The 22,089-nt window shown below is 39.0% G+C and carries 21 protein-coding genes; 13 read left to right on the forward strand and 8 right to left on the reverse strand.

Annotated features, from left to right (window positions below):
* Positions 1 to 216: 216 nt before the first annotated feature.
* The 7 genes from VJ786_RS15095 to VJ786_RS15125 all read left to right on the forward strand — a co-directional run bounded on the left by VJ786_RS15095 (position 217) and on the right by VJ786_RS15125 (position 8,945).
* The gene (locus VJ786_RS15095) at positions 217 to 906 is read left to right on the forward strand and encodes a response regulator transcription factor (RefSeq protein ID WP_099365604.1); all 690 of its coding nucleotides are present in this window, start codon (positions 217 to 219) and stop codon (positions 904 to 906) included.
* Complete coding sequence (locus tag VJ786_RS15100; RefSeq protein WP_209023067.1) at positions 903 to 2,237, forward strand: sensor histidine kinase; 1,335 nt, start codon at positions 903 to 905, stop codon at positions 2,235 to 2,237. The genes VJ786_RS15095 and VJ786_RS15100 overlap by 4 nt, the downstream gene beginning before the upstream one ends.
* Positions 2,238 to 2,304: 67 nt before the next feature.
* Positions 2,305 to 3,558 carry a TolC family protein gene (locus tag VJ786_RS15105; protein WP_336557986.1) on the forward strand — a complete coding sequence of 418 codons (1,254 nt, stop codon included), beginning with the start codon at positions 2,305 to 2,307 and terminating at the stop codon, positions 3,556 to 3,558.
* 3 nt (positions 3,559 to 3,561) lie between these two features.
* Positions 3,562 to 4,662: an efflux RND transporter periplasmic adaptor subunit gene (locus VJ786_RS15110; protein ID WP_099365606.1), complete on the forward strand. Its 1,101-nt coding sequence runs from the start codon at positions 3,562 to 3,564 to the stop codon at positions 4,660 to 4,662.
* Positions 4,662 to 7,757: an efflux RND transporter permease subunit gene (locus tag VJ786_RS15115; RefSeq protein WP_336557987.1), complete on the forward strand. Its 3,096-nt coding sequence runs from the start codon at positions 4,662 to 4,664 to the stop codon at positions 7,755 to 7,757. The genes VJ786_RS15110 and VJ786_RS15115 overlap by 1 nt, the downstream gene beginning before the upstream one ends.
* Before the next feature lie 16 nt (positions 7,758 to 7,773).
* Positions 7,774 to 8,292 (forward strand): hypothetical protein, encoded by a 519-nt coding sequence (locus VJ786_RS15120; protein ID WP_144038097.1) that lies wholly within the window; start codon positions 7,774 to 7,776, stop codon positions 8,290 to 8,292.
* Between the two features lie 59 nt (positions 8,293 to 8,351).
* A complete protein-coding gene (locus tag VJ786_RS15125; protein ID WP_099365609.1) occupies positions 8,352 to 8,945 on the forward strand; it encodes an LURP-one-related/scramblase family protein in 594 nt (197 codons plus the stop codon).
* Between the two features lie 53 nt (positions 8,946 to 8,998).
* Here the strand turns inward: VJ786_RS15125 and VJ786_RS15130 are convergent, their stop codons facing one another.
* From VJ786_RS15130 to VJ786_RS15140, 3 genes are read right to left on the reverse strand one after another with little or no spacing between them, the layout of a single operon-like run.
* Positions 8,999 to 9,499: a GNAT family N-acetyltransferase gene (locus VJ786_RS15130; protein ID WP_336557988.1), complete on the reverse strand. Its 501-nt coding sequence runs from the start codon at positions 9,497 to 9,499 to the stop codon at positions 8,999 to 9,001.
* 4 nt (positions 9,500 to 9,503) lie between these two features.
* Positions 9,504 to 10,343: a prephenate dehydrogenase gene (locus tag VJ786_RS15135; protein WP_336557989.1), complete on the reverse strand. Its 840-nt coding sequence runs from the start codon at positions 10,341 to 10,343 to the stop codon at positions 9,504 to 9,506.
* 3 nt (positions 10,344 to 10,346) lie between these two features.
* Positions 10,347 to 11,513: a pyridoxal phosphate-dependent aminotransferase gene (locus tag VJ786_RS15140; RefSeq protein WP_099365612.1), complete on the reverse strand. Its 1,167-nt coding sequence runs from the start codon at positions 11,511 to 11,513 to the stop codon at positions 10,347 to 10,349.
* A 505-nt stretch (positions 11,514 to 12,018) separates the two neighbouring features.
* On the opposite strand from VJ786_RS15140, the gene VJ786_RS15145 reads away from it, so the two are divergent.
* The 5 genes from VJ786_RS15145 to VJ786_RS15165 all read left to right on the forward strand — a co-directional run bounded on the left by VJ786_RS15145 (position 12,019) and on the right by VJ786_RS15165 (position 17,629).
* Positions 12,019 to 12,906: a substrate-binding domain-containing protein gene (locus VJ786_RS15145; RefSeq protein WP_336557990.1), complete on the forward strand. Its 888-nt coding sequence runs from the start codon at positions 12,019 to 12,021 to the stop codon at positions 12,904 to 12,906.
* Between the two features lie 288 nt (positions 12,907 to 13,194).
* On the forward strand, positions 13,195 to 15,018 hold the full coding sequence (locus VJ786_RS15150; RefSeq protein WP_099365614.1) for an ABC transporter ATP-binding protein: 1,824 nt from the start codon (positions 13,195 to 13,197) through the stop codon (positions 15,016 to 15,018).
* Between the two features lie 61 nt (positions 15,019 to 15,079).
* Entirely contained in the window at positions 15,080 to 16,279 is a 1,200-nt protein-coding gene (gene mqnE, locus VJ786_RS15155; RefSeq protein ID WP_099365615.1) for an aminofutalosine synthase MqnE, read from the forward strand.
* 11 nt (positions 16,280 to 16,290) lie between these two features.
* Positions 16,291 to 16,908 carry a histidine phosphatase family protein gene (locus VJ786_RS15160; RefSeq protein WP_099365616.1) on the forward strand — a complete coding sequence of 206 codons (618 nt, stop codon included), beginning with the start codon at positions 16,291 to 16,293 and terminating at the stop codon, positions 16,906 to 16,908.
* 1 nt (position 16,909) lies between these two features.
* Positions 16,910 to 17,629 (forward strand): menaquinone biosynthetic enzyme MqnA/MqnD family protein, encoded by a 720-nt coding sequence (locus tag VJ786_RS15165; RefSeq protein WP_336557991.1) that lies wholly within the window; start codon positions 16,910 to 16,912, stop codon positions 17,627 to 17,629.
* Between the two features lie 151 nt (positions 17,630 to 17,780).
* Here VJ786_RS15165 and VJ786_RS15170 read toward each other — a convergent pair whose 3' ends face one another.
* From VJ786_RS15170 to VJ786_RS15180, 3 genes are read right to left on the reverse strand one after another with little or no spacing between them, the layout of a single operon-like run.
* Entirely contained in the window at positions 17,781 to 18,155 is a 375-nt protein-coding gene (locus VJ786_RS15170) for a DUF423 domain-containing protein (RefSeq protein ID WP_099365618.1), read from the reverse strand.
* A gap of 3 nt (positions 18,156 to 18,158) precedes the next feature.
* Entirely contained in the window at positions 18,159 to 18,887 is a 729-nt protein-coding gene (locus VJ786_RS15175; RefSeq protein ID WP_099365619.1) for a thioredoxin domain-containing protein, read from the reverse strand.
* Positions 18,888 to 18,909: 22 nt separating this feature from the next.
* On the reverse strand, positions 18,910 to 19,485 hold the full coding sequence (locus VJ786_RS15180; protein ID WP_336557992.1) for a PhnA domain-containing protein: 576 nt from the start codon (positions 19,483 to 19,485) through the stop codon (positions 18,910 to 18,912).
* 142 nt (positions 19,486 to 19,627) lie between these two features.
* Between VJ786_RS15180 and ypfJ the strand changes: the two genes are divergently transcribed.
* Positions 19,628 to 20,491, forward strand: coding sequence for a KPN_02809 family neutral zinc metallopeptidase (gene ypfJ, locus VJ786_RS15185; protein ID WP_336557993.1), 864 nt, complete (start codon positions 19,628 to 19,630; stop codon positions 20,489 to 20,491).
* Positions 20,492 to 20,557: 66 nt separating this feature from the next.
* On the opposite strand, the gene VJ786_RS15190 is transcribed toward ypfJ, so the two are convergent.
* Positions 20,558 to 21,538, reverse strand: a complete 981-nt coding sequence (locus VJ786_RS15190) for a long-chain-fatty-acid--protein ligase (protein WP_099365622.1) — start codon at positions 21,536 to 21,538, stop codon at positions 20,558 to 20,560.
* Positions 21,539 to 21,565: 27 nt separating this feature from the next.
* Positions 21,566 to 21,697, reverse strand: coding sequence for a hypothetical protein (locus VJ786_RS15195; RefSeq protein WP_257213683.1), 132 nt, complete (start codon positions 21,695 to 21,697; stop codon positions 21,566 to 21,568).
* Between the last annotated feature and the right edge of the window lie 392 nt (positions 21,698 to 22,089).

Consider the following 22,089-nt stretch of genomic DNA (forward strand, 5'->3'; position numbering starts at 1 on the left):
AAAGCTACTAAGACAGCCCTAGGCTCTCCCTCTTTTCACTAAATACAGCAAATCTATAAAACAAAAAATGTCTCCTACATTTGCTTGACACAAACATAGGAGACAGCCCCTTTTTTTGTTTAATTTATTTTGATTCAACATTAAAGTTTGATTAGAATATAAGTTCTTTTTTAAATTATGTATTAATATTTCTAATTTTACAGAAAATATTAGTTTATGCATATATTGTTGGTGGAAGATGACCATCGGATAAGTTCTTTCCTGATTAAGGGCTTGGAAGAATGTGGGTATATGGTTTCTTTATGTAAAAGCGCGGAAGATGTGATCAATGGTAATTACCTGGATCTACCCTTGGACATTATCATTTTAGATGTGATGCTGCCGGGAATGGATGGAATTCAATTTGTTCAGACCTTACGATATAAGGATAATTATACGCCTGTTTTGATGTTGAGTGCGCTCAATACGGTTCAGGACAAAGTGGCCTCACTGGATTATGGTGCTGATGATTACCTGACTAAACCTTTTCACTTTGATGAGCTTTTGTCACGGATTAATGCCTTGAGCAGAAGAAGGCAGACCCAATACCATGAGAAGGTTAAAAATCCTATTCTCGAATTTGGTAGTCTCAGCATCGATACAGAACAATACCAAGTCAACCTGCAAGGCAAACAGATTGATCTTTCACCTAAAGAATATAAACTGTTGATCTATCTGGTTGAGAATAGGAATAAAACAGTTGCCAGGATGCAGATATTGAATGCAGTCTGGGGAATAACGTTTGACAATCATACCAATGTGGTGGACGTATATATTTCCTATCTACGTAATAAGATTGAAATTGGTTCGCAGAAATTCATTTATACCGTAAAAGGCGTTGGGTATATGTTCAAATATGAGCTATGAAACTGAAACATAGATTATCTCTTTATTCTATCAGTATATTTTCGATCGTTTCTTTGTTACTCTCGGTATCGGTCTATTTTGCCTACTATTTTCAGATGGAAAAAATGGAGGAGCATTCGTTGGAAAATAAAACCTTATTGGCCGCTATCTATTATTTAGAGCAGGATGAATTGAGTATACTAGAACATGAAAATATTCAGCGCCAGATGCAAAGGACGATTTCAAGAAAGGATATCGCCGTGTTTGATAGCTTGAACATTAAATCAGCTGGAGATATGGTCTCACTTACCGATATACAGCCTTGGTTCTTGGATCAGGTTAAATCCAATGGAAAAGGGGATTTCAATACGGAATCTTATTTTTATCATGCAATCTATTACCACGATAACGAAGGTGATTTTGTGGTATTGGCCAGAAAAGCCAAAACGGAATTCAATGAACAGATGCATTCTTTACTACGGATCCTTTTAATCGCATTTCTGCTTGGATTGGTCATCATTTTCTTTTTTTCCAGGTATTTAGGGCATATTGCCTATCAGCCTATCATCAATATCATTAATCAGATCAAGGAAAGGGATACCAAGAATTTTGATCAGCCCATTAAATTGGAGAAATCCTATTCAGAAATCAATGATCTGGTGGATACCTATAACCATTTTGTAGATCGCATTGCTCAAACCTTCAATGTACAGAAGAATTTTATAGATTATGTATCGCATGAATTACGTACTCCGATCACGGCTATTTTAGGAACCCTGGAAGTGACCAATCAACGCGATCGTTCAACGGAAGAATATGCCGAAGCCATCCATCAATTGAAAATGTTGACCAATGACCTACAAGAAACCTTGGAACATATGATGCTCTTGTCAGGTGCTAAAACGAGCTTTGAATTCAAACAGGTCCGGATGGATGAAATCGTTTGGCAGGTTATAGAGAATGCCATTCTTTACCATAAAGCGAAGATAACGGTAGAAATGCATGTGCAGGATCCTAACGTATTACAATGGGAAGGCAATGACAAATTACTCGCCCTCGCCATCAACAACCTCCTGGAAAACGCCATCAAGTATTCGGATAATAAACCTATTCAGGTGATGTTTCGGGAGGATGAGGGAAGACTACAGATCTGGATCATCGATCAGGGCATAGGGATACCTCAGGCGGATCTTGAACAGGTAAAGCAGAACTTTTTTCGGGCATCCAACACCAAAACCTATAACGGTAAGGGCATTGGACTTTCCATGGCCAATATTATATTTTCTTTACATCACATACAGATGCAGATTTGGAGTAACCGAATTGGTACACAGGTATTTCTGAAATTCTAATGGATTTCTAATGTAAACCCAAAATCGCCTTAATCTGCAAGCGATAAGTTTGCAGAAAACAAAAAAGGTGAAGAAAGTATTTTTAATTTCTCTTTTCTACTGCTGTTTTCAAAGCCTCTGGGCACAGACCTATACCCTGGAGGCATTGGAAAAAGCATTTCTGGAAAACAATCTATTACTATTGGCCGAAAGGTATGAAATTGATAGGGCAGAGGCTGCCATCATACAAGAGCGACTTTGGAGCAATCCATCACTAACCATAGACAATGTTAATCTATGGACCAATTCAACTTTTGAAAAGCAACCTTTATTGATCGGTAATTTCGGCAGAAACCAACAATTTGCCCTTGAATTGGAGCAATTGATCGAAACCGCCTCAAAAAGAAGAAAGCGCGTAAAAGTGAGGGAAAGTGAAAAGCTGAATCAAGAACTGGAAGTTGAAGCATTGCTGTTAAGCCTAAGATCGGAGTTGCGGAAAAATTACAAACAGCTTTTCTATACCAAGAAACAATCGACCATCTTAGCAGAAAGTATTGCTGCATATACGGAATTAAAGGAAATCTATGCGAAGCAATCTGAAAAACAGTTGATCCCTGTCGCTTCTTTTTACCGCATCAATAGTGAATTGATCGGTTTACAAAAAGAAGCTTTAGCCTTGAAGGAAGAGGAGATCGCTTATTTTCATCAAATAGCTGTATTGACACAAATCCCCAATCTGCAACTAGAAGATGTTTATTTTTCGGAGGAACTGCCATCAATATTCCTAAAGTCAAATGAAGAGATCCTTAGCCTAGCTAAAGAACATAATCTTTCTTTAAGACTGAAAAAGTCGGATATCTCCATTCAGGAAAATGAATTGGCATTAGCAAAATCCAATAGGGTTCCTGACCTGAATTTCCTGCTTAATTATGAAAGAGGTGGGAATGTTATGCAGAATTTTGTAGGCATTGGATTGAAAATGGATATTCCCATATTCAATAGGAATACAGGAAATATACAGGGTGCCAGACATGCCCTACAAAGTTCGCAGAGAATGTATGAAGCAGAAAGGGTGGCATTGGAACATCAGATCCAGTCCTTATTACAGAAAATCGCCAACCTAAAGCAAGTTCTAGGAGGAATGGGGAAACCTGCGAAAACTTCAGTTACAGACTTATTAAGGAAGTTTAGCAATCAGCTGAACAATCAACAGATTACTTTATTGGAATATTTGGATTTTACCCAATCCTATAGGCAGTCCCAGATTGACCTTTTGGACTGGGAGGAAGAATACATGGTTTTATTGGAAGAATTAGATTTCTTAATGGGCACAGGACATTAATATATGAGAGCATTAACCATACTATCCACTTTTGGCGTTCTACTGATTTTTGGTTGCCAAACTGGGCATGAGGAAAAACAGACAGCAGCACCTATTGAACAGCGCTATTGTTTAAATGAGGCATTAAAAGAAAAAACTATCATCCAGGCTGTTGCTGAAGAGAATCTCATTGAACAGATTAGTTTGCCAGGCAAGATTGAATATAATGAAAACGATTTGGTGGTATTCAAAAGTCTGTTATCAGGTCTGGTAAGTGCCGTTAAATTTGAAATGGGAGACCGTGTTGTTAAAGGCCAGGTTTTGGCGGAAATAAAATCGACGGAAATTCAGTCTTTGGTCCAACAACGGAAATATCAAAAAAGTCAACTATCGCTTTTGCGTGACCAAATAGCTAATAAAAAGCAATTATTGGCTGATGGATTGGTGGCCAAACCGGAATTGCTGGAATTGGAGCATGCCTATGATGCCGCTCGGATAGAATTAGATAGGATCGATCAATCTTTGGCTATGTTCAGGGCTGCAGGCGAAGGTTCATTCCAATTATTGGCACCAAGGACAGGTTATGTTATCCAGAAAAATATTAATGTTGGACAATCCATTCATGCAGAGTCAGAGGCTTTATTTTCCATATCCAATCTAAATCAGGTTTGGGTAATGGTGAATGTTTTCGCCAGTAACCTGCGGCATATTCAGGTCGGCGATAGGGTTAAGGTCAAGAGTATTGCTTATCCCGATCAGATCTATCATGGGAAGATCGATAAGATTTTCAATGTATTCGATGATGATGAACATGTAATGAAAGCCAGGGTGGTATTGGATAATCCCAAATTGAACCTTAAGCCTGGTTTGAGTGCAGATATTATCATTGATAAACAAATTCCGGGAGATAAAGCCTATGCCATACCTAACAAGGCTGTGCTGTTTAATAACAATACCAATTATATTTTATTGTACCATGATGATTGCCATATAGAAGCAAAACAAGTGGAGGTGGTCTATAGCAATGAAGATTTTAGTTATATCAAAGAAAAATTGGCGGAAGGCTCCAAAGTGGTCAGTAGCAATGCTCTTTTGATATTTGAAGAAATAAACAATAGGCCATAATGAAGAAGTTTGTGCAACATATCGTGACGTTTTCGTTGCGGAATACCACTTTTATTTTATTTGCGACAATGGCATTATTGTTCGTCGGGATCTATGCCTTAAGGCATACAGCCATTGAGGCCTTTCCAGACGTAACGAATACCAGGGCAAGAATCATCACCCAATGGCCGGGGAGAAGTGCCGAAGAGATGGAGAAATTGGTGACCCTGCCAATTTCCAAGGAAATGAACAGCATCCCTAAGAAATCAACTATTCGATCCATCAGTCTTTTTGGTCTTTCGGTGGTTACTGTGCAGTTTGAAGATGGGGTGGATGATTTCTATGCCCAACAATATGTTTCCAATAAGATTTCGGGGGTCAACCTTCCGGTAGGGACCGAAGTGGAGATTGAGCCTCCTTCGGGTGCAACCGGGGAAATATTCCGTTATATGATCAAAAGTGATCTTCCGTTAAAGGAGGTTACGGCGATTCAGGATTGGGTGATCGAAAGGGAATTGTTAGCTGTGCCTGGAGTGGCCAATGTGATCAGTTTTGGAGGTGAAGAAAAGATCTATGAGATTAAAATCAATCCCACGGAATTGAAATCGTTCGATTTGACTCCATTGGATGTGTATGAAGCAGTCTCCAAATCCAATATCAATGTTGGTGGGGATGTGATTCAGCAAGGGGATCAAGCCTACGTGGTGCGTGGTGTTGGTCTATTGGATAAGATGGAGGATATCGGCAACATCACAGTGAAATTAAACGGTTCAACTCCGGTACTGATCAAGAATGTGGCTGAAGTTATTGTTTCGGGTAAACCTCGCCTGGGAAAGGTGGGTTTCAATGAACAAGATGATGTGGTAGAAGGTATCGTCGTGATGTTGCGTGGTGAAAACCCTTCGGAAGTTATTCAACACCTAAAGACCAAGATTGAGGAACTTAATAGCCGTACATTACCTTCGAACGTTCAGATCGAAACCATTGTTGATCGAACTGTTTTAGTCAATAATACGGTAAAAACCGTATCAAAGAATATCGTAGAAGGCGTTCTATTGGTGTCTTTGATCGTTTTTATCTTTTTGTATAACTGGAGGTCCACGGTCATTGTGGCATCAGTTATTCCATTGTCATTTCTTTTTGCAATTAAAATGCTGAAGATCCAGGGCCTGCCTGCTAACTTAATTTCTATGGGATCCCTGGACTTCGGCTTATTATTGGAAGGAACATTAGTCATTGTGGAAACTGTTTTTGTGGCATTGGCTACCATGTCCCATCGGGTTGGGCCAGAACGTTTCGCCAAAATGAGCAAAATGGGGATAATCAAAAAAAGCGCTGGAAGTGTGGCATCCTATATTTTCTTTGCTCTGCTCATTCTTATTGTTGCTTTATTGCCAATTTTCTCTTTCCAAAAGGTGGAAGGAAAAATGTTTACCCCTTTGGCATTTACCTTAGGCTATGCCTTATTGGGTTCTTTGATACTCAGTCTGACCTATGTGCCGGCCATGTGTAAATTGTTGTTTACTAAAGGGATGAAGGAGCGGGAGAATTTTATCAGTCGATTTTTCAACAGGACTATTTATGGCTTGTACCGGATATCCATGAAGTACAAAGGATGGACACTAAGTTTATTTGTAGGGCTGCTGACTTTGTGTGGACTGAAATTTCTGAACTACGGTTCGGAATTCCTTCCTCAGCTGAACGAAGGTGCCATCTATATTCGAGCTACCTTGCCAAACAGCGTGAGCTTAGATGAATCCAGCAAGCTGACCAAAGAGATGAAAATTTTGATGCAGGATAGTTGTAAGGAAATAGATTTTATTTTAACCCAGACCGGACGTCCAAATGATGGAACTGATCCTACGGGATTCTTCAATATTGAATTCAATGTGCAGCTTAAGGAGCCGAAAGATTGGGCCCGTAACGTTTCAAAAGAAGATATTATTCAGGAACTACGGGATCTGTTGAATGTATATCCAGGTATTACCTTCGGATTTAGTCAGCCGATACAGGATAATGTGGAGGAATATGTTGCAGGAGTGAAGAGTTCATTGGTGATCAAGATTTTTGGAGATGACCTCTATCGTTTGGAGGATTATGCTACGCAGGTGGCGGAGCAGATCGGCAAGGTTCGAGGCGTCACGGATATCAATGTTTACAAAAATATTGGTCTTCCGGAATTGAGGATACAATTGCATGATTCTAAAATGGCTAAATATGGTGTGTTTACCTCGGATGTGCAAGCGGTAGTTTCCATGACCATCGGTGGTCAGGCGGTGACCAAATTTTATGAAAAGGATAGGCAGTTTGATGTGGTATTGCGTTTCAGCAAGGAATATCGGGATACGCCGCAAAAAATTGGCAATATCCTGATTCCTACAAGTAGTGGGCAAAGTGTTCCTTTGCAGGAATTGGCTACCATTGGCTATGTTACTGGTCCTGCTTTTATCTATAGAGAAGGGAATAGCCGGTACATAGGCGTTGGATTCAGTATTGCGGGGAGAGATTTGGGAAGTACGATCGAGGAAGCCAGGGCATTGGTTGATAAAGAGGTGAAGCTGCCCAAAGAGAATTATATGGAATGGGCAGGGGAATTTGAGAGTAAAGAACGGGCAACGAAACAATTGATGACGGTTATTCCGATTTCATTGGCCTTGATCTTACTGCTGTTGTACAGTAATTTCGGCAACATGAAAGATACCATTATCGCTGCAACCACTATTCCATTTGCTTTTATTGGTGGTTTTCTATCCTTATGGGCAACGGGGACTGTTTTTGGTATTTCAGCTGGTATTGGGCTCATCATCCTGTTCGGTGTGAATACCATCAACGGTATTATTCTGATTGCGGTCATGAGGGAAAACATGAAGAAAATGAAGCTGATGGAGGCGATTCAAGAAGGGGTAAAAAGTAGGATCCGTTCCATTGTGATGATTGCTTTAATGGGTGCTGTAGGTCTATTACCTGCCGCCATGTCTACGGGAATGGGGTCTGAAATCCAGAAGCCACTTGCTATTATGATCGTAGGTGGACTGTTGATCTGTTTGCTGTTGTCCTTTGCAGTACTACCGGTATTGTTTTATTATGCCTATAAGGATAGCAAAAACAGGCAATAATCCTTACCTTTGCGCTATGAACAAAAAGGATAAAAAGACTTTGCAAAAACCTAAATTTTCAAGACCGGTTGAAAAGCATTTTTATGAACTGGATCAGGCATATGGTACATCCAATTTAGGTTTCATAGCCTTGTTTTTATCCTTGTCATTTTTCGGGATTATGGGGTTGATCTGGATGATTCCATTTCCACAACTTGCTTTTTTGGTTAAAATGAATGCCCATACATTCTTGAACTGGGGATCATTTTTCATTGCCATTGTCATCTATTGCTACCTGAAATTGGCGCCCACCTTATCTTATGTTGTTTTGTTCTGCATTGGTATCATGAGTTTCTTCATTGTCCAATTGGAATATGTGGAAAGAGATGGTGGACCGACAGTGGTTTTGGTATGTAGTATCCTTGCTTTGATTGGTTTGATAGGCTTATTCCTTGTTTCAAAAAAGAGTGGTAAAGGTAATTTTGTCCAACTTTTAACGATTGGTCCGATTTGGTTATGGTCTAAAGTGTTTGACCGTTTGAAGTGGAAATATTAATACGTTGCTTCCATAAATCCTTTATAAAAAATTATTATTTTTAGATCTTAAACTTATTTATGAAAGATCTAAAATATCCTTTACATTTTCAATTTAAAGTAACCAGTTTTGCCAATGATTTTGTGGCAAAAGATGCCGAAGGCAGAACTATTTTCTACGTAAGGGAAAAGATTTTCTCTTGGCGGGACCATATCATGGTTTATCGCGATGAATCAAAATCGGAATTGGTCTATGAACTTATCTCCAATAAATTAATTGATTTTCAACAGACATTTACCATCAAGAATGCAGAAGGTAAAGTGGTGGGAAAAGCTAGGCGTAAAACGATTAGATCCTTATGGAGATCCACCTTCAATCTGATGGATGCAGAAGATGTACATGATCATACCATTAAAGAAAAAAATCCTTGGACAAAGTTCTGGGACGGGCTTTTCGGTGAGCTGCCAATAATCGGCATGTTATCCGGGTATATTTTTAATCCTTCCTATATCTTGCGGAATGATCTGGATGAACCCATGTTTGAGATCCGTAAGGAAGCTTCTTTTTTCGGCAGAAAGTTCTCAGTCGTGAAAATCACGGATAAAGAGGTGGATGAGGAACGATTTGTGCTTAGTTTGATGTTGATGGTGTTGATGGTAAGGAGCAACGGATAATTAAATTCGAAGGATATAAAAAAGGGGCAATGTTTTAGTCATTGCCCCTTTTTTTATTTTTTTATGGAATATACCAGTTGAATTCCTGAATGATCTGGTGCAGGATATTCCCTGACAAATTGGGCATTGATTTTTTCCAAGGCTTTTTGAGATCGGAGATTTCCTTTTCTGACATGGAAAAATACTTCATCTAATGTTTCAAAAGCAAAATTCATCATCAATTGTTTAATGGATTGGTTGTATTTACCACCCCAATAGTTTTTCGCTAAGAACGTATAACCGATGGCAACCGATTTTTGGTCCGCGTTATAATCGTAAAAGGAAGTTCCGCCTATCACACGTTCTGTCTCATTATCCACAATGAGATAGGCAATATCATTCTGTAGAAGCTTTTGAAAGTATTTCGTGAACCCAAGAGGGGTATAGCGCATATTATCAGGATGTTGTTCCCAAATTTCGGGGTCAGATGCTGCTGCGTATAGCCATTCGAAATCTTCTTTGATCAGCGAGATCAATTTGACTAAATCATTGCTTAAAGTCTTTCTTTCCAACATAAAACTATTTGATTATGCGTTTGATTTTATTTGATTTCTTGATCCATTTATGCACAGCATCATAATCCTCGCTTTCAATTTTATCATAGATATGCTGCAGTTGTTTGATGTGCTCCTCCAGTACCTCCAGCACATTGCTGCGGTTCTGTTTAAAAATGGGAGTCCACATCTCGGGAGAAGATTTGGCCAAACGTACGGTAGATTGAAAACCTGAACCTGCCAATTCAAAGATTCTTCCTTGGGATTTTTCTTTTTCCAGAACGGTCAAGGCTAAAGCAAAGGAAGTCAAATGGGAGATATGGGATACATAGGCCGTATGCATATCATGCTCATCGGCTGTCATGAACGATGTTTTCATCTCCAATTGTTCCGTAATGCTGTCTGCCAGTTCAAAGGCATCTTCATCCGATTTAAAAGCCTCCACATAGACCATCATCTTATCCTTGAACAGATTTGGAATGGCCGCTTCTGGACCGGAATATTCCGTTCCGGCCATTGGGTGTGCTGCTACATAACGGCCGCGGTTCGGATGATCACTGATCAGATTCAGGATATTGGTCTTCGTGGAGCCCATATCAATGATAACCTGATCCGTCACCTTATCCAAAATCTGGGGGAGGAGCACCATGATGGCATCCACAGGAATGGTCAATATGATGACTTTACAATTAGCTAATGCATCTTCCAACGATCGGAATTCATCCACCAGCGCTAATTGTAATGCTTTTTTCTGATTGGTTTCGCTTTTATCTACCCCGATGAGGTTTTCGCAAAACTGGGTTTCTTTTAGTCGGATGCCTATTGAACCTCCAATTAGACCAACTCCGACAATTGCTATATTCATTATTTATAATCCTAAAGATTCTTTTATTCGATTAATTGCCAATTCGTAAACAGCTGTTTGTGCACATAAGCTGATACGGATATATTGTTCTCCGGCAGATCCGAAGATGCCTCCAGGTGTTATAAAAACATGGGCTTTATAAAGGATATCATCTGCCAATTGATAAGAATCCTGATAAGTTGCTGGTATTTTCGCCCAAACAAACAAACCTACTTGATTTGGGTCGTATTTGCAATTCAATAAATCCATTAGTTCGAATACTTTAACCCTTCGCAGCTTATATTCTTCGTTAAGTTGGGTGTACCATGATTTATCTAAGCTCAGGGCTTTTGCAGCAGCCATCTGTAATGGATAGAACGTTCCTGAATCCATATTGCTCTTGAAACGCAGGATTTCTCCAATGCGCTGTTCATTGGCGATCAACATACCGATTCGCCATCCGGCCATATTAGAGGATTTGCTCAAGGAATTGAGCTCGATGGCTGTTTCCATCGCGCCTTCCACTGCCATGATACTCTGTGGATGTTCATTAAGGATGAAACTGTAAGGATTATCATGGCAGATCAGGATGTTGTGCTTTTTACCAAAAGCAATGATTCTTTCGAAAAAATTGCTGTTTGCTAAGGTTCCTGTTGGCATGTGTGGGTAATTGATCCACATCAGTTTTACATCTTGCAGATCCGATTGTTCCAATTCTTCCAGATCAGGCAGCCAATTATTATCAGCGGATAGTTCGTAAGGTACGATGGTTGCTCCGGAAATACGTACTGCACTGGCATACGCAGGGTAACCAGGATTGGGGATCAATGCCTTATCACCTTCTTGAAGATAGGTCATACAGATATGGACAATCCCTTCCTTAGATCCGATCAACGGAAGGATTTCGGTATTTGGATTTAGCTCAACTTGATAATATCGACGATACCAATCAGCCATGGCTTGTCTTAGGACAGGGATGCCTTTGTAACTTTGATAGCCATGTGTGTTTGGTAATGCGGCCTGCTCCTGAAGGGTTTTGATCACTTCTGGATGTGGAGGTAGGTCCGGACTTCCGATACCTAAGTTGATGACCTGGGCACCGTTCTTGTTCATTTCATCGATCTCTCTCAACTTCTTCGAAAAGTAATATTCTTCCGTAAGTTGAAGTCGTTTTGCTACTTCAATTTCCATTATTCCTTATTTGGCGTTAAAATTATAAAAAGTTCCCGTGTTTACTTCAATATTCTTAAAGAATATAATCTTCCGATGCTATAAATGGAATTTTCGAGAATCTTAAATATTACATTGAGGTGTTTTGAGGTTAAAATTTACTAATAGTAAAAAATTAATAAAGTATTGGTTGTTTTTGACCAAATTTTACTCTTATCCTTTGAATTTTCATTGCAATAATTTTAAGGTTTGAATTGCTGTCATTTACTCTAAAATGGTATTTAAACTATTCTAATCACGCTTATTTGGCCATTTTCACCTAGGAATAGCTGAATTTTCATTCTAATCAATGTGATTATTGAGAAATAATCAATAACTTATAATAGATGGAAAAACACGAAAAACGGAAAATTTAATTTCTATTAACCGTAATGTAAGTGTTAAATTAATAAGTGTACTATTGATATACAATTTTAATTATTTAATTAGCTTTATAATTAAAAACATTTCAATTCTAAAGGATTATATGAAGATTACAGAACTGTCAGGAGTAAAAGAAATTGCTCGACGCGCCGATGTGTCGATTGCGACGGTGGATAGAGTATTACATAACCGTTTGGGTGTAGCTCAGAAAACGAAAGAGAAGATTTTGAATATTATTAAAGAGATGGATTATAAGCCCAATATCCTGGCAAAGCGATTGGCCTCCAAAAGGGTGTACAAGTTTGGCATCCTGATTCCGAATGACCATAATAAAGCTGGATATTGGAAGGCTCCGATCACCGGAATTGAATCCGCTTATTCTGAATTTGGTGAGTTTGGGGTGGAATTGAGCTATTATTTATTCGATAAAGAGGATCGTAAGAATTTTGTGGAAATGTACGATGTGATCTTTGAGCAGCCGGTAGATGGAATCATTCTTGCCCCCATCTTTTTAAAGGAATCTATGGATTTCGCTATCAAATGTTTAGAAAATAGAGTACAGTATGTTTTTATCGAAACTAATATCCCTGCTGCTCGAGCATTAAGCTATATTGGTGCTGATCTTTATCAATCAGGTAGGGTAGTGGGTAATATTTGCCAATATCTATTAGAGGAAAAGGATAATGTCCTGGTTATAAATATTGCCAAAAATGTAGATTCTGCAGAACACCTGGAAAAGCGATATGAGGGGTTTAAGGATTTCATGCTGGAAACCTTTAAAAAGATTAATATCACCAATATCAGCCTAGAATCTGATAATGCGGAAATCCTGAATTATGAGTTGGATAAATTATTAAAGAAAAGGGATGTGCGATTGATTTTTGTTACGAATGGACGGGTTCACTTAGTAGCTGAATATATCCGTAAGCATAAATTGAAGAATGTAAAGCTGGTGGGTACAATTATACCATTCAGAATATTGAATACTTAAAATCTGGTCATATCGATTTTCTGATTTGCCAAAAGCCTATCGAACAAGGATATCGGGCATTTGTAGCTTTATATGAGCATTTTATTGCCAAGCGAAAAGTTAATAATGTGCAATATATGCCTATTGATATTCTGACCAAAGAAAACTACATGTATTATGAATATTAAAATCATTTTTCCAGCTGGTCTTTATTTTATTTGACAGCAGAATGCAACATTTTTGAACGAAAGGATGGTAAAATCAAGTAAGGTTGCAAAAATTAGTACATTTGTAATCTTAGTTTTTTAAATGAAAACATATTTTAGACTACTTTCGTTTGCCAAACCAATAGAGAAATATGCCATCCCATATATCATATGTACATTGATAATGGTGGTGTTCAGTACCTTAAACCTTGCTCTATTGGCGCCCTTGCTGCAAATCCTTTTTAATTCTCAAGATACCGTACCGGAGGCTATGGTCATGCCGAAGGGATTAAACTTATTGGACTATTTTAACTACTATGCGAATTACTTGTATATCAATTATGGTGCATATGGAGCTTTGAAATATACCTGTGTGGTCATCGTAATATCTGTTTTCATCAGTAATCTATTTAGGTACCTTTCCCAAAGGATCATGGAGAATCTACGGATTCATACCTTATTGAACCTTCGAAAGTCGGTTTTCGATAATGTCATGAACTTACACTTGGGCTATTTTACCAACCAAAGGAAGGGGGATATCATCTCTAAAGTGGCCTCCGATGTGCAGGTTGTGCAATTTTCGGTAACCGGAACTCTTCAAGTGGTGTTCAAGGAGCCCCTGCAATTGATCGCTTACTTGGTTGCCCTATTTATGCTTTCGGTGAAATTGACCTTGTTTTCTTTATTGGTTATTCCGGTTTCCGCATTTTTCATCTCTAGGATTGTTAAAACGCTAAAACAGCAAGCGCAAGAAGGTCAGCGTACCTATGCGAATATGATCACTTACTTGGAAGAATCCCTTTCAGGTATTAAGATCATCAAATCATTTAATGCTGCGGGATACATCAAAAATAAATTCAATAATGAGAATGATAACTATGCCAAGGTGAACAGAAGGATGGTCAGAAGACAACAAATGGGCTCCCCTGTTTCCGAGCTGCTAGGCGTTTGTATGGTTGCTATTATTCTTTTATATGGCGGTAGTTTGGTTCTGACCGGACAAGGCGATCTTTCAGCTGCTGGGTTTATTACGTATATAGGGATTTTTTCACAGATCATGCGTCCAGCAAAAGCATTGACGGATGCTTTTACCAACATCCACAACGGTATTGCCGCTGGAGAACGGGTGTTGCAGTTGATCGATGAGAAGAACCAAGTTGCTGATAAACCTGATGCAAAAGTGATTCATTCTTTTGAAAATAGTATAAAATTTGAACAGGTTGGATTCGCTTACGAAGAGAACCAAGTTCTAAAAGATATCAATCTTGATATTCAAAAGGGTCAAACCTTAGCTCTTGTAGGACCATCCGGTGGGGGTAAGTCGACTTTGGTGGATTTAATCCCAAGGTTTATGGATCCTACTTCAGGAACCGTAAAGATTGATGGTCAGGATTTGCGTGATTTGGATCAGGAATCCTTGAGGCAATTGATTGGGGTTGTCAACCAGGAGTCCATCCTTTTTAACGACACGATCTTTAACAATATCGCTTTTGCTAATGAATCGGCAACCAAGGAGCAAGTGATTCAAGCGGCCAAAATAGCTAATGCCCATGAATTTATTATGGGTACAGAATTGGGTTACCTCACGAATATTGGAGACAGGGGCTCGAAATTATCAGGTGGGCAACGCCAAAGAATCTGTATCGCGAGGGCAGTACTTAAAAATCCTCCAATTATGTTGTTGGATGAGGCTACATCTGCTTTGGATACCGAATCTGAACGTCTGGTACAGGAATCTCTTTATAAACTGATGGAAAATAGAACCACGGTAGTGATTGCCCATCGTTTAAGTACGATTCAGAATGCGGACAAAATTGTGGTGTTGGAAGATGGTCGAATCGTGGAGGTTGGGTCACATATGGAGCTCATTGGGAAGAATGGTCTATACAAGCGATTGATCGATATGCAGCAATTCGCTGAGGGATAAGCGCTTAAGGGATTAGCCATTTAAAGCTAGTTTTCATAACTTTGTATATTAGGAGAGCGTCATGGAAACAACACAAAAATTAGCGTTTTTATTAAACGATAAGAACATATCACACGAACTAAAACAGATTGCTCAGAAGGTGCTCAATGAAGAGCGAATTACCTTTGATGAAGGCGTCTATTTATACGAACATGCTGAATTGGGATATTTGGGCGTTTTGGCCAATTATATCCGCGAGAAAAAGCATGGCGATATCACCTATTTCAACCGTAACTTTCATATCGAACCTACTAATGTATGTGTTTATGATTGTAAATTCTGTTCTTATTCCAGGATGATTAAGAACCGTGATGATGGTTGGGAAATGGATGTAGACGGGATGATGGACATTGTGAAGAAATATGACAATGAACCAGTTACTGAAGTACATATTACTGGTGGTGTTGTTCCGAAACAGAACCTGGAATTCTATGCCGAATTCTTTAAGCGTTGCAAGGAACATCGTCCAGACTTACATATAAAAGGATTAACACCGGTAGAATATTACTATATCTTCAAAAAGGCGAAATTAAGCCATTATGAGGGTATGAAATACCTGCAATCCTGTGGGTTGGATTCCATGCCAGGTGGCGGGGCGGAAATATTCCATCCCGAGGTAAGAGAAAAGATTGCTCATGATAAATGTACAGCCGAGCAATGGTTGGATATCCATGAGCAAGCGCATAAATTAGGTATGAATACCAATGCGACCATGCTTTATGGTCATATTGAAGAGTTTTGGCATCGTGTTGATCATATGGAACGCCTCCGTCAATTGCAGGACAAAACGGGTGGATTCCAGACCTTCATTCCATTGAAATTCCGAAATAAGGATAATCAGATGTCGGATGTGCCTGAAGTTTCCGTTATTGAAGATTTAAGGAATTACGCCATTGCCAGGATCTATATGGATAATTTCCCGCATATCAAGGCGTATTGGGCGATGATTTCAAGGAATACTGCTCAGATGTCCTTGAGTTTTGGGGTTGATGATATCGATGGGACCTTGGATGATACCACCAAGATCTATAGCATGGCAGGAGCTGAAGAGCAGAATCCGGCTATGTCTACCAAGGAACTGGTTGAGTTGATCAAAAACGTGGGACGTCATCCGATCGAAAGGGATACCTTATACCATGTGGTTACAGACTACAAGGATGTTGTCTTTGAAGATGAAAATCCAAAAAAACAATATTACGCCTTACCTGTAGTTAATTCATAGAAAGGAAAAAATTGAAGAAAACATTTTATTTTATCCGTCATGGACAAACGGACCTTAACCTAAAAGGCATTGTGCAGGGGAGAGGGGTGAATAGTCCACTGAATGATAATGGAATAAAACAAGCACAGGCTTTTTACGAAGCTTATAAACATGTGCCCTTTGATAAAATTTACGTTTCTACCTTACTGCGGACCCATCAGACCGTAGAGCCATTTTTAGCACATGGCATTCCATCGGAAGAACTTGTTGGATTGGATGAGATCAGTTGGGGAATTTATGAAGGGCAGGAGCAGACTCCAGAGATCATGACCGGTTTTGAAAAGGTGGTGAACTCTTGGCGGAATAATGATCTTGATTTAGCAATTGACCAAGGAGAATCCCCAAACACTTTGGTAGAAAGACAAAGGGAAGCTGTAGAATACATGTTGGCTCAAGAAGATGAAGAAAACGTCTTGGTTTGTATGCATGGAAGAGCCCTGCGGATTATGCTATGCCATTTGACGGAAGTTCCAGTATGCCAGATGGATGATTTTCCTCATACCAATACCGCACTATACATTTTAGAATATCATAATAATCAATTCAACATTATTGATTATTACAATACATCCCATTTATCAGCATTATAAGATGGAGAAAATTAAAGTTTCTGCAGTTTCTTATACCAATACACTGCCTTTTTTGCAGGGAATTAAGGACTCAGAAGTGATCGAAGAAATTGATCTGATGTTGGATTATCCTAGCGAATGTGCTAGAAAAGTGTTAGAAAATGAAGCAGATATGGGAATCATTCCCATAGCGGCAATCAGCAAAATGGACACCTATTACCTGGTTGGAGATTATTGCATCGGCAGCAAGGATTATGTGGATTCTGTTTTTATATTTTCAAATAAGCCCATAGAAGAGGTTGATACCTTACTATTGGATAAGCAATCTCGTACATCCAATGGTTTGGCTCAGATTCTTTTGAAGCGTTATTGGAAAAGGGACGTAGAAATCGTTTCGGAAGGCGAGGCTGATGCCTTTGTTTTAATTGGCGACCGAACTTTTGGAAAAAAATCCACTGTTCCTTATGTGTATGATCTGGGGCACTTTTGGAAGGAACTAACTGGTCTTCCTTTTGCTTTTGCAGCGTGGGTTGCGAATAAGAAGCTTCCGGATGAGTTCTTGAGGAAGTTCAATGAAGCTTTAAAAGATGGGGTTTCGAGACCTTCAGATGTGATTCCAGGATTGCCTGAAATACCTGGTTTTGATTACGAATATTACCTGAACGAGAGTCTAGATTATCATTTGACAGAGGAAAAAAGAAAGGCAATAGATTTGTACTTGAAATGGTATAAGGAGTTATAGTAGCATCGTCGGAGGATCTATTTGTTTACCGCTTTTAGATTTATTCTTTTCAAATTTATACTTCCATACGGACTTACAGATCCTTCGACTAAGCTCAGGATGACAATCCCTGTGCTCAAAATGTTAAAGCCTATGCTAAGGATGACAGTCTCTACAAAAAGGATATTAAAATCACTACCCAGCCTACGATCATCAGTAATCCACCAAGAGGGGTCACCGGACCTAAAAACCTCAAATTAGCTTTCCATTTATCCTTAAAACTCAATAAATAAATACTTCCTGAGAATAAGATGCATCCGAACAACAGACCATACACCGCCCAATTTTCATAACTTTCTTCAAATTTGAAATTATAGCCTACTATAAGTAAGGTTAAAGCAGCATACATCTGATACCTTACCCCAACCTCAAACGAACTTAACCTTTCCTCCGAAAGTACTTTTTTCAAGGCATGAGCACCAAATGCTCCCAAAACAATAGAGAGAATGCCTAAAAGGGCTCCCGATATTAATGCTAATTCTTTCACTTATTAAGATTTTTTATTGGCTGCTTTATTGATTTGTTTCATTAGTTCCGCTTCAGAAATAATTCCTGTATGGCTCCAAACTTCCTTGCCATTCTTATAAAGGCTTAATTTCGGAATCTCGGAAATCTTTTTCTGTTTTAGTAGATTTTTGTTTTCATCAGCATCCAAACGGACAACTTTTACCTTTTTTGCCTCCCGATTTTGGATTTTAAGGATGGTAGGCTTCAATTCCTGGCATGGGCCGCACCAAACTGCTGAATAATTAACCAAAACTACGTCTTGGGAATTAACCAAATGGTTAAACTGCTCTTCCGTCAACCCTTTCCCCGATTTAGAATCCTTAGTACTTCCATCTTTATTCTCTTTGATCTCCGCCTTATTGGAACTTCTCCAATCCATCATGCCACCACTGTAATCATAAACCTGGAAGCCATTATCTGCTAGATAAGCAGATGCTTGCTTGCTTCTTCCTCCACCTAGGCAATACACATAAACCGGTTTGGATTTGTCCAATTTTGAAACTGCTTTCTTGAATTCTTCTTTGTTGTTCCAATCCAGGTTTTTGGCGTTTTGGATATGACCATCCTGAAACTCTTTGCTGGTTCTAACATCCAATAATTGGATGTTTTTCTTATCCTTTACCTTCTCAATTTCTGCCGAGCCTATCTTGGTCTGCGCTTGCAACTGAAAAGTCGCAAAAATTAACCCCAGCATCACACATAACTTTCTCATTTCGCTGATTTTTAAGCGGAAATTATCCTTTCCGCAAATACTTTGTTAATATAACGATGGTTTGCCCTTCAACCTTGCCTTCAATCTGCTCAGTATTGTCATGAACAAGTCGAATATTTTTTACCACAGTTCCTAATTTGGCAGATATACTGGAGCCCTTAACATCCAAAGTTTTGATCAATACCACGGTATCACCTTCAAATAGCCTAGTTCCGTTTGAGTCTTGATGAAATTCAACGGTAGCATCCGCTTCATGATCACCTGTTTTTTTAGCCCAAGCCAATGCTTCATCATCCAGATAAAGGATATCTAAATAATCAGATGCCCAAGCCTCATTGCGTAATCTGCTCAACATTCGCCAAGCCACGATTTGTACGGGAAGATTTGGAGACCACATACTTTCGCCCAATACTTTCCAATGATCGGGTTGAATTTGTTCTGTTTTTTCAATCTGCGCCTTGCAAACAGAACAGCATAAAATGCTGTTATCTAAATTAGGAGTAGAAGTAGGGGGAACTTCATAGATTTCTAGGTTTTCTGTTGAACCACATAGTTCACATGTATTTTCACTTCTGCTTTTTAATTCGTCTATTAACATAAAAAAATAGGATATTTAATTATCCCAAAGATAAGCAAATTAAACGAGCCTTTTGGAATCATTAAAAATGAAGGATTCTAAACTTGTGGCAAAGAATTTGTGTATGGAAGAATCATTATAACTTAAAAAAAGAAATATACTTATGAAATGGCAAGGCGGCCGCCGCAGCGGTAATGTTGAAGATCGTAGAGGAATGTCCGGAGGACAAAAACTTACTTTAGGGGGAATTGGTGGAGTTATTGTTCTGATTATCGGTTTTCTGATGGGAGGAGATCCTTCTGAGATCTTAAATCAGGTCCAAAATCAAGCTAGTCCGGCAACACAACAAGGTCCGGTAGAATCCACTCCGGAAGAAGACCGGTTAATAGAATTTTCAGATGTGGTATTGGCGAGTACAGAAGATGTTTGGGGTAGATTATTCCAAGAGAATGGAAAATCCTATCCAATAGCAAAAATGGCCATCTATCGCGAAGGGACAGAAACAGGAGGTTGTGGATTTGGACAAAAGGCTTTCGGACCTTTTTACTGTCCTGGAGACCAAACAATCTATCTCGATTTGAGTTTCAACAGGGAATTATCCAATCGCTTTGGTGCTAAAGGCGAATTTGCCCTTGCTTATGTGATTGCGCATGAGATCGGTCACCATATCCAAAATGTTTTTGGAGTTTTGAATAAAACCAATGCGATGCGTGCGCAGATGAGCGAACGTGAGTACAATAAAATATCGGTGATGACAGAGCTTCAAGCAGATTTTTATGCAGGTGTATGGGCGCATTATGCAACTCAATTGAGTGATGTGAAATTAACTGCAGATGATATCATGGAAGGGATGCGTGCAGCCGCTGCAGTTGGGGATGACCATATCCAAGAGCAAAGTACTGGACGTTCAAATCCGGAATCTTTTACCCACGGAACATCAGAGCAACGTGCATATTGGTTCAAAAAGGGATATGAATCTGGTGACTTAAATGCGGGTAATACCTTTAATGATCCAAGTTTACAGTAATCCAATTAGGCAGATTAGACACATCGGCTAATAAGAATAAAGCTGGTTGGTCACAGAGCAAAAATATTATTGAACTAAAAGATTACATCCACGGATATCGGAATTGTCAAAACGACCTAAAATTTCGAAGGAACCATCGGGATGATATTTACCCAGATCCTGGGTAGCAATAAAAGAACAGGAGTGATAATTGGCAAGATCAATGACATTTATCGCTCCTGTTTTTTTATCGTCTATTAAAGTCAATGGATCGTTCGTGTCCCTAATTAATATCTTCATCCAGGCGGGCGTTCTAAATAGACCATCCCCTTTGGAATAACCCTGCGATAATAATTCGGTCATTCCATACTCCGAATGTATTTTTGAAACCCCAAATCCTGTGGATAAGATAGCATGGAGTTCTTCTCTAATCATTTCTTTTCGTTTCCCTTTCATTCCGCCGGTTTCCATGACGATCAATTCTGGAAAATCAACCTTAAATTCCTCCACAAAATCCAATAAGGCATAGGTCACACCAAAAAGAATTGTTTTGGTACCTTGCTGTTTTAATGCTTCTAAGGTGCTCTTTAAGTCCTGATGGTTGTATAAAAAATAGCCACTTTCATCTTGATGTGAGTTCTTGATCAAATCATCAACCATATAGATCAAGGAGGATCCTGATCTTTCCAGGTAATTTGGCAAGAGAGCCAGAACAACTATATCGCCAATACCTCCATAAAATTCCTCAAAAGCCAACTTAAAACTTCTCTCATACCAACGTAAATCTGCAACAAAATGTTGGCTTGTGACCATTCCGGTAGTTCCTGAGCTGCTAAAAATTATTTCAGCCTCTTTGTCCTCTTCCAAGACTTCACGGGTCTTGAAAAACTGTATGGGCATAAAAGGAATCTGTCGATAATTTTCGATGGATCCTACATCTTTACCTAGAATTTGGAGAAATTTTTTGTAGATAGGGTTATGGTTCGCTTGATGCTTAAAAACAGAGAGTGCAGCACTATTGAACTCTTCCTCGGTTTTAATATTAAATATTTGATCAGCGATTTCCATATCGGCAAATATACGGAATGTTGGAGGTTAAAAACAGGTCAGAACAATATAAGCCGATTGATTTTTCTTGCGGATAAAAGCTAATGCCTGGGTGATGTAATTCTCTACTGTCCTTTTAGAGATATTCAATTCCGACTCATCACAAAAACCTTTCGACATTGCTTTGGAAACTGTTGAACAGGCGGATGGAAAGATGCAGAGAGCTAAGGAACTAAAGAGATTAGTTGGGTATGTGGATGCTGAAAGATTTATTAAGGAGCTATCTTTTTAAAGAATTTGAAATTTTTAAATCATTCAGTGGTTGATTTTACGTCATTGAGAGCGTGATTTTACGTCATTGCGAGGAAATTTTTACGTCATTGCGAGGAGGTACGACGAAGCAATCTTTCGACTTTGTCATCCTGAGGGGAGTCGAAGCATCTGTTCGTTAGTACCCGTACAGATCCTTCGACTACGCTACCAATGACATGTTGTATAACCTATTGTTAATCAGGTCAATGTATCTTATCTAATTTCATATCGAACTCCAGTGCCAACCTGTTTAGGTACTT

Source organism: Sphingobacterium tenebrionis (assembly GCF_037126265.1).
Classification (GTDB): Bacteria; Bacteroidota; Bacteroidia; order Sphingobacteriales; family Sphingobacteriaceae; genus Sphingobacterium; species Sphingobacterium tenebrionis.

Coding starts and splice junctions, on each gene's coding strand:
- mqnE (WP_099365615.1), top strand. CDS start 15,080: ATGGAAACAACACAAAAATTAGCGTTTTTATTAAACGATAAGAACATA.
- VJ786_RS15135 (WP_336557989.1), bottom strand. CDS start 10,343: ATGAATATAGCAATTGTCGGAGTTGGTCTAATTGGAGGTTCAATAGGC.
- VJ786_RS15145 (WP_336557990.1), top strand. CDS start 12,019: ATGAAGATTACAGAACTGTCAGGAGTAAAAGAAATTGCTCGACGCGCC.
- VJ786_RS15180 (WP_336557992.1), bottom strand. CDS start 19,485: ATGTTAATAGACGAATTAAAAAGCAGAAGTGAAAATACATGTGAACTA.
- VJ786_RS15120 (WP_144038097.1), top strand. CDS start 7,774: ATGAACAAAAAGGATAAAAAGACTTTGCAAAAACCTAAATTTTCAAGA.
- VJ786_RS15095 (WP_099365604.1), top strand. CDS start 217: ATGCATATATTGTTGGTGGAAGATGACCATCGGATAAGTTCTTTCCTG.
- VJ786_RS15150 (WP_099365614.1), top strand. CDS start 13,195: ATGAAAACATATTTTAGACTACTTTCGTTTGCCAAACCAATAGAGAAA.
- VJ786_RS15165 (WP_336557991.1), top strand. CDS start 16,910: ATGGAGAAAATTAAAGTTTCTGCAGTTTCTTATACCAATACACTGCCT.
- VJ786_RS15130 (WP_336557988.1), bottom strand. CDS start 9,499: ATGTTGGAAAGAAAGACTTTAAGCAATGATTTAGTCAAATTGATCTCG.
- VJ786_RS15140 (WP_099365612.1), bottom strand. CDS start 11,513: ATGGAAATTGAAGTAGCAAAACGACTTCAACTTACGGAAGAATATTAC.
- VJ786_RS15190 (WP_099365622.1), bottom strand. CDS start 21,538: ATGGAAATCGCTGATCAAATATTTAATATTAAAACCGAGGAAGAGTTC.
- VJ786_RS15115 (WP_336557987.1), top strand. CDS start 4,662: ATGAAGAAGTTTGTGCAACATATCGTGACGTTTTCGTTGCGGAATACC.
- VJ786_RS15125 (WP_099365609.1), top strand. CDS start 8,352: ATGAAAGATCTAAAATATCCTTTACATTTTCAATTTAAAGTAACCAGT.
- VJ786_RS15195 (WP_257213683.1), bottom strand. CDS start 21,697: ATGTCGAAAGGTTTTTGTGATGAGTCGGAATTGAATATCTCTAAAAGG.
- VJ786_RS15110 (WP_099365606.1), top strand. CDS start 3,562: ATGAGAGCATTAACCATACTATCCACTTTTGGCGTTCTACTGATTTTT.
- VJ786_RS15100 (WP_209023067.1), top strand. CDS start 903: ATGAAACTGAAACATAGATTATCTCTTTATTCTATCAGTATATTTTCG.
- ypfJ (WP_336557993.1), top strand. CDS start 19,628: ATGAAATGGCAAGGCGGCCGCCGCAGCGGTAATGTTGAAGATCGTAGA.
- VJ786_RS15175 (WP_099365619.1), bottom strand. CDS start 18,887: ATGAGAAAGTTATGTGTGATGCTGGGGTTAATTTTTGCGACTTTTCAG.